This is a genomic window from Streptomyces sp. NPDC058239 (assembly GCF_042882185.1).
Taxonomy (GTDB): domain Bacteria; phylum Actinomycetota; class Actinomycetes; order Streptomycetales; family Streptomycetaceae; genus Streptomyces.
In genome coordinates this window covers 1-12772 of the sequence record NZ_JBHVWS010000044.1, presented here as the reverse complement: position 1 = coordinate 12772, position 12772 = coordinate 1, and the positions used below count along the sequence as shown (strand labels likewise).

The 12772-nt window shown below is 71.0% G+C and carries 11 protein-coding genes; 3 read left to right on the top strand and 8 right to left on the bottom strand.

Annotated features, from left to right (window positions below; all coding sequences use genetic code 11):
• Positions 1–32: 32 nt before the first annotated feature.
• From ACFVYE_RS34225 to ACFVYE_RS34205, 5 genes are all read right to left on the bottom strand, one after another.
• Positions 33–1397, bottom strand: coding sequence for a B12-binding domain-containing radical SAM protein (locus ACFVYE_RS34225; RefSeq protein WP_383961871.1), 1365 nt, complete (start codon positions 1395–1397; stop codon positions 33–35).
• A 132-nt stretch (positions 1398–1529) separates the two neighbouring features.
• A complete protein-coding gene (locus tag ACFVYE_RS34220) occupies positions 1530–2519 on the bottom strand; it encodes a malate dehydrogenase (RefSeq protein WP_266358614.1) in 990 nt (329 codons plus the stop codon).
• A gap of 223 nt (positions 2520–2742) precedes the next feature.
• Positions 2743–3228 carry a helix-turn-helix domain-containing protein gene (locus ACFVYE_RS34215; RefSeq protein ID WP_389608107.1) on the bottom strand — a complete coding sequence of 162 codons (486 nt, stop codon included), beginning with the start codon at positions 3226–3228 and terminating at the stop codon, positions 2743–2745.
• A 413-nt stretch (positions 3229–3641) separates the two neighbouring features.
• Positions 3642–4352, bottom strand: a complete 711-nt coding sequence (locus tag ACFVYE_RS34210) for a DUF3017 domain-containing protein (protein ID WP_383961767.1) — start codon at positions 4350–4352, stop codon at positions 3642–3644.
• 29 nt (positions 4353–4381) lie between these two features.
• The gene (locus tag ACFVYE_RS34205) at positions 4382–5245 is read right to left on the bottom strand and encodes a bifunctional methylenetetrahydrofolate dehydrogenase/methenyltetrahydrofolate cyclohydrolase (RefSeq protein WP_093900214.1); all 864 of its coding nucleotides are present in this window, start codon (positions 5243–5245) and stop codon (positions 4382–4384) included.
• A 228-nt stretch (positions 5246–5473) separates the two neighbouring features.
• Between ACFVYE_RS34205 and ACFVYE_RS34200 the strand changes: the two genes are divergently transcribed.
• Positions 5474–6250: an RDD family protein gene (locus tag ACFVYE_RS34200; protein WP_383961763.1), complete on the top strand. Its 777-nt coding sequence runs from the start codon at positions 5474–5476 to the stop codon at positions 6248–6250.
• A gap of 113 nt (positions 6251–6363) precedes the next feature.
• Here ACFVYE_RS34200 and purH read toward each other — a convergent pair whose 3' ends face one another.
• Positions 6364–7917, bottom strand: coding sequence for a bifunctional phosphoribosylaminoimidazolecarboxamide formyltransferase/IMP cyclohydrolase (purH, locus tag ACFVYE_RS34195; protein ID WP_389608106.1), 1554 nt, complete (start codon positions 7915–7917; stop codon positions 6364–6366).
• Positions 7904–8560 (bottom strand): phosphoribosylglycinamide formyltransferase, encoded by a 657-nt coding sequence (gene purN, locus ACFVYE_RS34190; protein ID WP_114246185.1) that lies wholly within the window; start codon positions 8558–8560, stop codon positions 7904–7906. Before purN ends, purH begins: the two co-directional genes overlap by 14 nt.
• Positions 8561–8890: 330 nt before the next feature.
• Between purN and ACFVYE_RS34185 the strand changes: the two genes are divergently transcribed.
• Positions 8891–9811 carry a hypothetical protein gene (locus tag ACFVYE_RS34185; RefSeq protein ID WP_383961756.1) on the top strand — a complete coding sequence of 307 codons (921 nt, stop codon included), beginning with the start codon at positions 8891–8893 and terminating at the stop codon, positions 9809–9811.
• A 13-nt stretch (positions 9812–9824) separates the two neighbouring features.
• On the opposite strand, the gene ACFVYE_RS34180 is transcribed toward ACFVYE_RS34185, so the two are convergent.
• Positions 9825–11444 (bottom strand): DUF6350 family protein, encoded by a 1620-nt coding sequence (locus ACFVYE_RS34180; protein WP_383961868.1) that lies wholly within the window; start codon positions 11442–11444, stop codon positions 9825–9827.
• A gap of 448 nt (positions 11445–11892) precedes the next feature.
• Here ACFVYE_RS34180 and ACFVYE_RS34175 point away from each other — a divergent pair, with 448 nt between their 5' ends.
• A complete protein-coding gene (locus ACFVYE_RS34175; RefSeq protein WP_383961753.1) occupies positions 11893–12684 on the top strand; it encodes an RNA polymerase sigma factor in 792 nt (263 codons plus the stop codon).
• Positions 12685–12772 lie beyond the last annotated feature (88 nt).

The following is a 12772-nucleotide window of genomic DNA, read 5'->3' as shown; positions in this document are numbered from 1 at the left end:
CGCCCCGGGCCGCGCACGGTTGCCCCGCACGCTCAGGCCTGTCTGCCGCCGAAGGCCGCCAGGGTCCGTTCCAGCATCGGCATGGCCCGCACCACGTTGCGGGAGCGGATCAGGGCGTCCCAGGCGGGCTCGAACTTCTTCCAGCCGCCCGCGTACGCCAGATGCCTGAGCCGTTCGTGCGTGCCCGGCTGGGCGGCCGCACCGCGCCAGATGTTGGACCACCGGTAGAAGTCCCGGTACGCGCGCCAGTACCCGTCCTCCAGCTGACGCGGATTCATTCCCTTCGGGCGGTAGACGACATGGCGGGTGTCGTAGAGGTCCCAGTCCCGGTGGACGATCCGGTCCTCGGCCGCCATCTGCTTCCACAGACCGGTGGACGGATACGGCGTCATGATGTGGAACGTGGCCGTCTCGATGCCCTGCTCGACGGCCCACTCCACCGTACGGTCGAAGACGTCCGGGCCGTCGTGGTCGAGCCCGAAGACGAAGCTGGCGTTGACCATGACACCGGCGTCATGGAGGCGGCGCACGGCGGCCGCGTAGTCCTTGCCGATGTTCTGGTCCTTGCGCCGCTCGGCGAGGTTCGCGCTGTTGACGGTCTCGAAGCCGACGAACAGGCTGCGCAGCCCCGCGTCCACGGCCCGCTCCAGCAGATCCGGCTGGAGTACGGACTTCACGGTGCCGGCCGCCTGCCAGAGCCGCCCCATTCCGGCCATCCCGTTAAAGAGCGCCTCGGCGAAGCGCCGGTTGCCGAGCAGATGGTCGTCGAGGAAGTACAGATGCCTGCCGGGAAGCCGCTCGATCTCGGCGAGCGCATCGTCCACGGCCTGGGTGTAGAAGGACTTGCCGCCCTCGAAGAAGGCGTCCTTGTAGCAGAAGTCGCAGTGGTGCGGACAGCCGCGCGAGACGACGATCGAGTTGGGCACCAGATACAGATGCCGCTTGATCAGGTCCCGTCGCACGGGCGGCAGTCCGGCCAGGGTGCGCAGCTTCGAGTCGTACCTGCGACCCGGCGCACCGTCCCGGAACTCCTTCAGGAACAGCGGCCAGGTGTCCTCCCCCGGCCCGGTGAAGATCGTGTCGGCATGTGCTGCGGCCTCGTCCGGGAGCGAGGTCACATGGAGGCCGCCCATGGCGACGTGGACGCCGCGGGCGCGGAAGTGGTCGGCTATCTCGTAGCCGCGCCGGGCGGAGGTGATGTACGGCTGGACGACCAGCAGATCGGGGCTGTCGAGCGTCTCGATGTCGACCCGCTCGACATGCTCGTCGAGGAGCGTCACCTCGTCGTCCGGGTCCAGGTAGCCGGCGAGGGTCGCCAGGCCGAGCGGCGGGAAGAGCGAGTACTTGATGGGCCGGAACAGCGGGCTGGTCGCCTCGGTCAGGGCCGGAAGAATCATCGTCACGCGCATGACAGCCCAGACTCGGGAAGCGGGACGGTCAGTTCCCGGCCACGGCCACATACCGACGCAGCCGCCCCCGGCAGCGACTGCTGCCGGGGGCGGTGGTGTACGCCCCGGAGGGCGTACGGATCAGATCAGGCCGAGCTCGCGAACCGCGTCGCGCTCCTCGATGAGCTCCTGCACCGACGCGTCGATGCGCGTACGGGAGAACTCGTTGATGTCCAGGCCCTGGACGATCTCGTACTTGCCGTCCTTCGTGGTGACCGGGAAGGACGAGATGATGCCCTCGGGCACGCCGTAGGAGCCGTCCGACGGGATACCCATGGAGGTCCAGTCGCCGGCGGCGGTGCCGTTGACCCAGGTGTGGATGTGGTCGATGGCGGCGTTGGCGGCCGAGGCGGCCGAGGACGCGCCACGGGCCTCGATGATCGCGGCGCCGCGCTTGGCGACGGTCGGGATGAAGGTGTCGGCCAGCCACGCCTCGTCGTTGACGAGCTCGGCGGCGTTCTTGCCAGCGACCTCCGCGTGGAAGACGTCCGGGTACTGGGTCGCCGAGTGGTTGCCCCAGATCGTCAGCTTCTTGATGTCGGAGACGGCGGCACCGGTCTTGGCGGCCAGCTGCGAGATCGCGCGGTTGTGGTCGAGGCGGGTCATCGCGGTGAAGCGCTCGGCCGGTACGTCCGGGGCGGCGGCCTGCGCGATGAGCGCGTTGGTGTTGGCCGGGTTGCCGACGACGAGGACCTTGATGTCGTCCGCGGCGTTGTCGTTGATGGCCTTGCCCTGCGGCTTGAAGATGCCGCCGTTGGCGGAGAGCAGGTCGCCGCGCTCCATGCCCTTCGTACGCGGGCGGGCACCGACCAGGAGGGCGACGTTGGCACCGGCGAAGCCGACGTTGGCGTCGTCGGTGATCTCGATGTTGCGCAGCAGCGGGAAGGCGCAGTCGTCGAGCTCCATCGCGGTGCCCTCGGCGGCCTTCAGCCCCTGCGGGATCTCCAGGAGGCGCAGGTTGACCGGCACGTCCGGGCCGAGCAGGTGGCCGGAGGCGATGCGGAAGAGCAGCGCGTAGCCGATCTGGCCGGCTGCGCCGGTCACGGTGACATTCACGGGAGTGCGGGTCATGGCGATCTCCGTTAGACAGCTGGCGGTGGGGGTCCCTGCCCCTGGTGCTGGACATCCCTGAATCTTGATGTGAAGAGATATCCAGCGATCAGGCTATCCGACCCGGAACCCCCAGACCGCCCGGCCCCCTGTGGCACCGCACACAACCCGTCACACAGCGCTCACCCGGCCCTGTCCGCTCACCCGGGAGGCGGTCGCTCGATGGTGGGTCTTCTCGTCGTCGTCACCGCCCCGCTCCGGCCAGCAGCACCGCCCCGGCCAGTACGAGCAGCACACCGACCGCCCCCGCGAGGAGCACGGCCGGCCGCTTGCGGCTGCCACCACAGCGGTCCGCTCCCCCGTCTCCGGTCTGGTGCGGTGGCTGCTGCGGGACCAGTGGGAGCGACGCACGCGCCCGGGAGATCCGGATGGCCTCCGTCGTCATGTCCTGACCCATCTCGGAACGGCTCCACGCCCGCTCCGCCAGCTCCCACATGGTCGTCAGATGCACCTGATCGGTACCCGTCGCCTCGGCGAGAGCGACGATCGCCCCCCTGGGTGCGAGCAGACGCCCGCTCAGATAGCGCTCCCACGACGTCTTGCTGTAGCCCGTGCGGTCGGCCACCGCGGCGATGCTCAGCGCCCTGCGGTCGACGAGCCTGCGCAGCTGGCCGGCGAACTCCCTGACCTGCGGGTCGAGTTCATTCGATAGCGCCTTCCAACGAGGCATTGCTTCCCCTTGCCCGGATCCGGTTCTTCTTCCGTTCCGGACTACCCAGGAGCACGCACGAACGCAGGACGACAGTTCCAGCCGACGGGGCGCACAGGAGTGTTCGGGACTCGGGGCCCACCCCGCGCACGCCCCCGGCACCACCGATGCGTGCCGGACACACCGTTGCGCGGCGATCACACCGTGGCGGAATGGTCACTTCCGTGCCACAGGCCACAGGGTTCCCTTGTAGCGGTCCTCGCCGTCCACGAGGCTGGAGACAGGACGGGGGGCAAGGCCGCTCAAGTCACCACATTCCGGAGCGCCTGCGTTCCGGTGGCTGCCCCCGCCCTCGGGTGTCCGTCCCTTCTCGGGGGAGGGGACGGACACCGTCCTCAAGCCGCGCGGCTACGGCCGCAGCTGTACGGAGGGCCTCAGCGGATCGTGAAGTGGACCGCGTCCTCCAGGAACGGAATGTCCAGCCACGGCTTGGGCTGCGCCACCAGCGCGAGCATCACGATGAGGAAGCCGAGCAGCCCGTACGTCACCAGGTCGGTGAAGCGGGAACGGACCGCCAGCATGCCCACCGACGGGACCACGACCCGCAGCACGGCACCCCCGAGGAGGGCCACACCGATCAGCATCGTGCCGATCCTGAAGGCCTCCGCGAAGGGGGCGACGGCCACGATCAGCAGCCCGATCCCGGCCGTGCAGAGCACGGCGAGCAGCGGCCACTGCCGGGCCGGGGCGGGCGCGTCCCCGGATGCGGCACGGCCACCGCCCTCGGGGCGCGCGGTGTCCCGGGTGAACGAGGGGAACCTCCGCGACGGACGCGGACCGTTGTGCGGGGCGCCGGCCGGGGCGCTGCCACCGGGACCGGCGGCAGCGGCAGCCTCCGGGCGGGTGTCCTCGCCCCGGTCCGCGTCGCCGGAGTCCTCATCGGCGTCGGCATCGGAGTCCGCATCCGCCCGGACGACCGTCCCCTCCCGAGCAGCACCCTCCGAAGCAGCACCCTCACGGGTCGCAGCCCGGTCCGGCTCAGCCTCATCCGCCGCGCCCGCACCGGGCACGTCGGCGTCCGACGGCACCGGAGACGTCCGGTCCGCCTCGGCGGCCGGGTCGGCCGGACTCGTACCAGCACCCATGGGGTTCCTTCCGGATCGGGTCAGCCGGCTCAGACGGCGTCGGCTGCGTTGCGCTCCGCCGCCTCGACCACGTTGACGAGCAGCTGGGCGCGGGTCATCGGACCGACGCCGCCCGGGTTCGGGGAGATCCAGGCGGCGACCTCGGCCACGCCCGGGTGCACGTCCCCGACGATCTTGCCGTTCTCGTCCCGGCTGACGCCGACGTCGAGCACGGCCGCGCCCGGCTTCACGTCCTCGGGCTTGATGATGTGCGGCACTCCGGCGGCGGCGACAATGATGTCGGCCTGCTTGAGCTGGGCGGAGAGGTCACGCGTACCGGTGTGGCACTGGGTGACGGTGGCGTTCTCGGATTTACGGGTCAGCAGCAGCGGGATCGAGCGGCCGATGGTGACGCCACGGCCGACGACCACGACATGTGCCCCGTTGATCTCCACGTCGTGGTGGCGGAGCAGCTGGACGACGCCCTGCGGGGTGCAGGGCAGCGGGCCCGTCTCGTTCAGTACGAGCCGGCCGAGGTTCATCGGGTGGAGGCCGTCGGCGTCCTTGGCCGGATCCATCAGTTCCAGGACGCGGTTGGTGTCGATCCCCTTGGGCAGGGGAAGCTGCACGATGTACCCCGTGCACTCGGGGTTGGCGTTGAGCTCCCGTACGACGTCCTCGATCTCCTCCTGGGTGGCGGTGTCGGGGAGTTCGCGCTGAATGGAGCCGATGCCGACCTGTGCGCAGTCACGGTGCTTGCCGTTCACGTACCACCGGCTGCCCGGGTCGTCCCCGACGAGCAGGGTTCCCAGGCCAGGGGTGATGCCCTGCGCCTTGAGGGCCGCCACGCGGACGGTGAGATCGGACTTGATCGCGGCTGCGGTGGCCTTGCCATCGAGAATCTGGGCAGTCATGTCCCCATACTCGCGGATGACCCCGCCCGCATACCAATTCTGGGTGCCTGGGGCGCACGCGATGTTGCACTTGCGCAACATCCACCGTCGCGACTGGACAAACTTACACTCCGCTTATAACGATTATGGCCGCAGTGCCGCAGAAGTACCGGGGGGCGGACCACTGGCCTTTTCTTTCCTCCGTGCGGCCGCATTTCGTCCCCGCATGCATGTTGGAGGAACGCCCAGATGAGCTTCGGCGACCCGAACCCGAATCCGAACAACCCGTACGGCCAGCAGCCGAACCAGCCCCCGCAGGGTCAGCCGGGTTACGGCTACCCGCAGGCGCCGCAGGGCGTACCGCCGCAGCAGGGCCAGCCGGGCTACGGCTACCCGCAGCAGCCCGGCCAGGCGCCGCAGGGCCAGCCGGGTTACGGCTACCCGCCCCAGCAGCCGGGCGGCACCCTCCAGGCCAACAACGGCTACATCAACGTCGCGGGCCTCGGCACCGTCGAACTCGCCACGATGGGGCGTCGCCTGGGCGCGCGTGCGCTGGACGGCGTCGCGTACGGCATCCTCTACGTGATCTTCTCGGCGATCGGCGTCGCGAGCCTCGTGGGCGCCTCGAAGTCCATCGACGACTGCAGCAGCAGCGAGTACGGCACCGCTGCCTACAACCAGTGCGTGAACGACGCGGCCGACGCCAGCGTCGGCATCCTCGCGGGCTTCTTCGGCTTCATCGCCGTGTTCGCGCTGATCGCGCTGCTCTACGAGTGGCTGATGGTCTCCATCTGGGGCGCCACGCTCGGCAAGATGGTCCTCAACGTCAAGGTCGTCAAGGAGAGCACCGGCCAGGCCCCCGGTCTGGGTGCGGGCTTCATCCGCTGGATCATCCCGATGGTCGGCTCGCTCTTCTGCGGTCTCGGCACGCTACTGGTCTACCTCTCCCCCTTCTTCGACAACTCGGGCAAGCTCCAGGGCTGGCACGACCGCGCCGGCAGCACGATCGTCATCAAGACGAAGTGAGCATGCTGAAGGTATAACCACCCTCACCGCCTCGCGAAGGCCGCCAATTCCCCACTCGTTCCGGGGAATTGGCGGCCTTCCGTCTTACCCGGGCTGCCCGGGTGCAACTCGTATCAGTGGAAGAAGTGCCGCGTACCCGTGAAGTACATCGTCACGCCCGCCTTCTTCGCGGCCTCGACGACCAGCTCGTCACGGACCGAACCGCCCGGCTGGGCCACGGCCTTGATGCCGGCCGCGGTCAGGATCTCCAGCCCGTCCGGGAACGGGAAGAACGCGTCGGACGCGGCGTACGCGCCCCGCGCCCGCTCCTCGCCCGCACGCTCGACGGCCAGCTTCGCGGAGTCGACCCGGTTGACCTGACCCATGCCGACGCCGACCGAGGCGCCGCCCTTGGCGAGCAGGATCGCGTTGGACTTGACCGCGCGACAGGCCTTCCACGCGAAGGCGAGCTCCTTCAGCTCGTCCTCGGAGAGTGCCTCACCGGTGGCGAGGGTCCAGTTGGCCGGGTCGTCGCCGTCGGCCTGGAGACGGTCGGTGACCTGGAGCAGCGCGCCGCCGTCGATCGGCTTGACCTCGACCGTGGACGTCGGGGCGTCGGGGCAGCGCAGCACGCGGATGTTCTTCTTGCGGGCGAGGATCTCGACCGCGCCGTCCTCGTACGCCGGGGCGACGATGACCTCGGTGAAGATCTCCGCGACCTGCTCGGCCATGGCGACGGTCACCGGACGGTTGACGGCGATGACACCGCCGAAGGCCGACAGCGGGTCGCAGGCGTGCGCGTTGCGGTGCGCCTCGGCGACGTCGTCGGCGATCGCGATGCCGCACGGGTTGGCGTGCTTGATGATCGCCACGCACGGCTCGGCGTGGTCGTACGCGGCACGGCGCGCGGCGTCCGTGTCGGTGTAGTTGTTGTACGACATCTCCTTGCCGTGCAGCTGCTCAGCCTCGGCCAGGCCGCCGGTGCCGGAGGTGTAGAGCGCGGCGGGCTGGTGCGGGTTCTCGCCGTACCGCAGGACGTTGCTGCGCTCGTACGTCGCACCGAAGAAGTCGGGGAAGCCCGAGTCGTCGGCGGCGGCGTAGTCGTCCGCGAACCAGGAGGCCACGGCCACGTCGTACGCGGCCGTGTGCTGGAACGCCTCGGCGGCGAGCCGCTTGCGGGTCGTCAGGTCGAAGCCGCCCGCCTTGACCGCGGCGAGGACATCGGCGTACCGCTCGGGGCTGGTGACGACGGCCACGGACGGGTGGTTCTTGGCGGCGGCGCGGACCATGGACGGGCCGCCGATGTCGATCTGCTCCACGCACTCGTCGGCGGACGCGCCGGAGGCGACGGTCTCCTTGAACGGGTAGAGGTTGACGACCACCAGGTCGAACGGCTCCACACCCAGCTCGGCGAGCTGCTCGCGGTGGGCCTCCAGGCGCAGGTCCGCGAGGATGCCGGCGTGGACGCGCGGGTGCAGCGTCTTGACGCGGCCGTCGAGGCACTCGGGGAAGCCGGTGAGCTCCTCGACCTTGGTGACCGGCACCCCGGCAGCAGCGATCCTCCCGGCGGTGGAGCCGGTGGAGACGAGCTCGACACCCGCCTCGTGCAGACCGCGGGCGAGGTCTTCGAGCCCCGTCTTGTCGTAGACACTGACCAGGGCGCGGCGGATGGGCTTATTCACCGACATGACCGAGATGAACCTTTCGTCCCTCAATGCGATAGCCGTCACGGGCGAGCCGCCCCACGGCCTCGACGAGCAGCTTGCGCTCGACTTCCTTGATGCGTTCGTGGAGAGCGGCTTCGCCCTCCGCCGTGTCCTCTTCGGCCACCTCGACCACGCCCTGCGCGATGATCGGGCCGGTGTCGACGCCGTCGTCGACGAAGTGGACGGTGCACCCGGTGACCTTCACGCCGTACGCGAGTGCGTCACGCACCCCATGGGCACCGGGAAAGCTGGGGAGCAGGGCGGGGTGGGTGTTGATGAACCGGCCACCGAACCGGGCGAGGAACTCCTTGCCCACGATCTTCATGAATCCCGCGGACACCACGAGGTCCGGGCGGTGCTCGGCCGTCGCGGCGGCGAGTGCCGCGTCCCACTCCTCACGGGTGGCGTGGTCCTTGACCCTGCACACGAAGGTCGGCAGTCCGGCGCGCTCCGCCCGTTCCAGACCGACGATGCCGGAGCGGTCGGCGCCGACCGCGACGACCTGTGCGCCGAAGCCCTCGGGGTCGTCACCGATGGCGTCGAGCAGGGCTTGGAGGTTCGTACCGGAGCCGGAGACCAGCACGACCAGACGGGCCGGTGCGGCGGAGGGGGGCGGGGAGGCCACGGCTGGGCCCTTTCTCGCGTGGTGAAGCAGAGCAGCGCTGATTTGTATGGTCGTACGAAAGAATCGAGCCCCTCGATACGGGGAACTCTACGAACGATCCGACCGTCAGCAACGATACCGGCACCTCGGGGGACCCCCACGGGACGGGGGTGAGACGCCGCAGGTCGACTGCGGGTCGGCCGCGGCGAAGCACGAAAGGGTCCGGGCGACGGGTATCGGCCACCTGCGCCGCGCTCCCAGCTTTCGGCCCCTCCTGGCCGGGAGGTAGCGTCAGGGGACAGGGAACCGTCCGCAGGGCGGAAATGACGAGATGGGGAAGACGTTCACCATATGCCGGACCGACGCCGCCGCACCGCCTTCCGCCACCCGCTGCCCGAGCGGACCCCACTGATGCTGCGGGAGCGCCAGTCCCCCAGGGGCCCTTCCTCCTCTTCCGGTTCCTCCGGTTCGTCGGGGTCCGCTCCCGCGGGCGACAATCCGTTCGCCGCACCGCCCGAGGACCGGCCCGACCAGCCCTGGCAGCCCCGCCACCCTTCGAACGCCGGAAACGACAACGGCAACAACCAGGGGAACGGGGGCAACGGCGACGGGTCGCCCGAGGGCGGCTCCTCCGACGACCGGCCGGTCTGGGGCAGCCAGTGGAGCAGCCAGCAGCCCGGCCGCCAGGGCGGCGGCTTCGGCGGCCGCCCCGGAGGCCAGGGCGGGCCGAATGGCCAGGGCGGCCCCGGGGGCAGCCCCGGCGGACCGCGCTGGGATCCGACCGACCCCGCCCAGCGCCGCGCACGCTACGCGCTGCTCTGCGGCATGTGGGCCTTCTTCTTCGCACTCTTCGACTTCCCGGAGATCGCCCTGCTGCTCGGCGCACTCGCCGTGTACTGGTCGATCAGCTCGCTCCGCGCGAAGCCGAACGGCGCGTCCGCGCCGGGCGCCGCCGGAGCACCCGGGCCGGCCGCAGCGTCCGGTACGCCGGCCGCCGGCCCCCTCCAGGGCTCCGGTTCCGGGCGTGTTCCGGCGTCCGCGACCGGCGCCCCCGCCGCTCCCGGCTACGGGAGGCAGCAGACCACGGCTGCGGTCAGCGGCCTGGTGACGGCGCTGCTCGCGCTCTCGATCGTCGCGACGACGTTCACGGTGCAGCTCGTCTACCGCGACTACTACACCTGCGTGAACGACGCCTTGACCAAGTCCGGCCAGCTGGCCTGCAACGACCTGCTGCCGAAGCCGCTGGAGCCCTTCTTCGGCGTCAAGAACTGAGCACTTCACGGATTTACGGATCCACGGACGGCCCGGCCTCACCCGGCAGGGCCGTCCGTTCGTGCCAGGGGTCGGTCGGCAGGAAGTCGTACGGCTCGGAGTCGTCGCACCTCGCGTCCGCCGACGCAGCGCCGCCGGTTACGGGGGAAGCCGCCGCAACGGGTACGCCCCCGGAAGCGCGGACGGGTACGGATACGGCTCCCGGTCCGGGCACCTCGCCCTCGTCCCGGCGCCCGGACCGCTCCCACCACCGCCGGCCGCCGCCACCCGGCTCCCGAGGCACCTGCCCGGGGCCCTTCGCAAGCGTCTGAGCTGCGGGCGCGCGCTCCGCCGCTGCCATCTCCTCCGCCGCTCGTCGCACCCGCCGTCCCCCGTCGCTGCCCCGCAGCCGCCAGGCCCGGAGCAGCAGCGCCACGGGGACGCCGAGCAGCGCCGTCCATGCCAGGGCCGCCGCACCCGTCAGCCACCACACCGGGCCGAACTCCGCCAGCGCCCCGGTGCCGAGCGGTCCCCCCGCCGCCGCGGCCAGCACCGCCGTGCCGACCCCGCACCCCACCGCCCCCAGGCCGGCCGTCAGCGCGGTCTCCCGCAGGCTCCACGCCTCCTCCCGCCCGGCATGGGCGGGCGCGGCCCGCCGTACCGTGAACCAGGCGACCGTCACCCCGGCCGCGACCGGCACCGCCCCGGCCGCCCAGTTCAGGACCGTCCCCGGACCCTGGGCCGGGACCGCGGCGAGCAACGGGAAAACGGGCAGCGCCGGGCGGCCCGAGAAGGCGAGCGGCGTGACCGCGGACGCCGTACCGAGCGCGAAGCCCGGCCCGAGTCCGTACGCGGCACCCCACACCGCCGCATTCGGCACCAGCACCAGCGCGAGCAGCAGTACCGGGATCCGGCCCGCCCAGTCGCCCGAGAGCTGGACGAACGACTGCTGAGCCGCCTGTGCATGCCACACCAGCGCCACCGCGACGAGCAGCGCCCCGCCACCGAGCAGCACCGCCACCCCGGCCGCAGCCGACCGGCACACCGTCTCCGCGCGCTCCCTGAACCGGGTTGGCGCCAGCTTCTCGTGCAGGCGCACCGGCGCCCAGGACGGCGGCGCGATCGGGCACCCCGATGCCGCCCAGACCCCGACAGCCGCCGCGCCCATCACCACAACGGCCGAAGGGAAGAGCAACGACGGTGCGTACACGGACAGCGAACCTCCCCGCACATAGAACGCGACACCGGCTCCGACCAGCAGGTATCCGCCGCCGACCATGGCGAACGCGCCCGCCGCCGAGGGCGCCGGGCGCCCCTCGTCGGGCTCCAGGGCATCCCGGGCCGCCCGGTGCACCAGCCACACCGGCACCACGGCGAGCAGCAGCGGGACGAGGCCGACCGGGGCGGGGGCTCCGCTGAGCGTGTCGGTTCTGATCAGCTCGGCACCGTGGGCGAGCAGCCAGAGCCCGGCCGCCGCATGGAGGGCCCCGCCGGGGCTGTTGTCGGGAGCCGGGGAGCTGATCCACAGCCCCATGGCGAGCACGGTGAGTGCGCCCAGCCCCAGCCCGGCCGCAAGCGCCCCACGCAGGAAGGTGAAGGCCAGAACGGCGGACCGGCCCTGCTCTGCCGACAACGACGGGCTGCGTTCGGTCACTTGGGTCACACGGCAATGCTCCCAACGACACGCGCTTATTCCGTGTAACAGGCGAACGACCGCTGTGTCGCCCAATATACGTTTATGTACTTTTTCACCCAGTGCAGGCCCACCGGGGGTCTTTCATGACAGAGAGTTCGTCCGATGTGCCGAACGGGCGGCCCGCCCGGCGACACCGGCGGCGGTCGCGAGGCTGTCCAAGCCGGTGACCGCCACGAAACAGCCGCCGTCCCGTCTGCCGTCCCGTCCGCCGACCCCCGTCGAAGCCACTGGGAGCACCGCCATGGCCCCGACCGAGCCGGGCACCACCCCCGAACTGCCAGACAAGTACGGCGCATCCGGCGCATCTGTCACGGACAGCCCATCCGCCACTCGTGCCGCGCCTGAAACACCTGAAACACCTGAAACGCCTGAAGCATCTGAAGCACCGGCCGAGGCATTCGATGCCTTGTACAAGAGCTGCGCCGCCGCCCTTTTCCACCAGACGTTTCTGCTGACCGGGCGCCGGAACCTCTCCCAGGAGTCCGTTGCGCGGGCCTTCGCGCGGGCCTGGGAACACTGGCCGGAGGTCGCGGTGGACCGTGATCCGGCGGGCTGGGTACGGGCCGCCGCTTACGAGTACGCGATGTCGCCCTGGCACCGGCTGCGCCGCACGCACCGCCCCCTCGACCCGCCGCCCGCCGAACCCGGTGCGCGTGCACTGCTCGGGGCGCTGCTCGACCTGCCGCCGTCGTACCGCCGCACCCTGCTGCTCTACGACGGTGTCGGCCTGGATCTTCCGGAGACCGCGGCCGAGACGGAGGCCAGCACCCCGGCGACGGCGAGCAGGCTGATGAACGCACGTGCCGCGGTCGCCGAGCGGCTGCCCGGGCCGGCGGAGCCGTCGTCCCCCACCGAGCAGTCGGCGCTCCTGCATCAACAGCTCGGCGCACTCGCCCGGGCCCAGCCCCCCGCCTCGCTCCCCTCGCCCGACGTGATCCGTACGGACAGCGAACGCAAGGCCCGGGTGTGGACCAGAGCGGCCATCTCCTTCACGGTGCTGCTCATCGGTCTGACGCTGTTCACCCTGGCGACGGCTCCGACCCGGTACGAAACCCCGGAGTCGCCCGCTCAGCAGGTCGGCGGGGTGCCGCCACGAGGTGGCCCGCAGAAGCTGACGCCGCAGGACCTGAATCTGCAGAAGAAGCTTCAGGGCGAGCTCGTACAGGGTCCGGCCCGGCTGGTCCCCGACGCCGGCTGACCGGGAGGACCGGGAGCGCCGACAGACGGACAGCCGGACGGAGAAACAGATACGGCGCGGGCCCGTACCCCTGACCGGGGTACGGGCC